The sequence below is a fragment of the Corallococcus praedator genome (assembly GCF_003612125.1).
Classification (GTDB): domain Bacteria; phylum Myxococcota; class Myxococcia; order Myxococcales; family Myxococcaceae; genus Corallococcus; species Corallococcus praedator.
In genome coordinates, this window is record NZ_RAWI01001373.1 from 1 (window position 1) to 394 (window position 394).

Consider the following 394-nt stretch of genomic DNA (forward strand, 5'->3'; position numbering starts at 1 on the left):
GGCCAAGGCCCTCGCCCCGTCGCGGGCGCGTCGCGTCGCGTCGCGTCGCGTCGTCAGTTGGCGCGGGCATGGAGCAGCGCCAGCGCCGCGTCGAGGGGCCCGGGGCGCGGACCCCGGCGTCGTGGTCGACCTGCCCCTCCAAGAGGGCGCCCGCGGCCATGAACGCCTCTTCCTCCTTCAGCGGCTCGGTCGCGGCCTCGGAGATCTCGGGCGACCGGTGGAACACGCCGTCGGGGGAGGTGGCGCGCACCGACTCGATCGGGCGGCCGGTCTCCGCCGCGACGATGCGCGGCGCCTCCTCCGGGTTGGCGTCGGCCCAGCCGGCCCTCGCCGGCGCCGATGGGTGGCGCGCCGCTCGATCCAGACGAGGGCGGAGTTGATGCCGAGGCCGACG

The 394-nt window shown here is 77.4% G+C and carries 1 protein-coding gene; it reads right to left on the bottom strand.

Features of this window, described 5'->3' with window-relative positions; all coding sequences use genetic code 11:
* Window positions 1–394, bottom strand: a 394-nt coding sequence (locus D7Y13_RS47565) for an aliphatic sulfonate ABC transporter substrate-binding protein (protein WP_208734749.1), incomplete at both ends; no start/stop codon positions are given.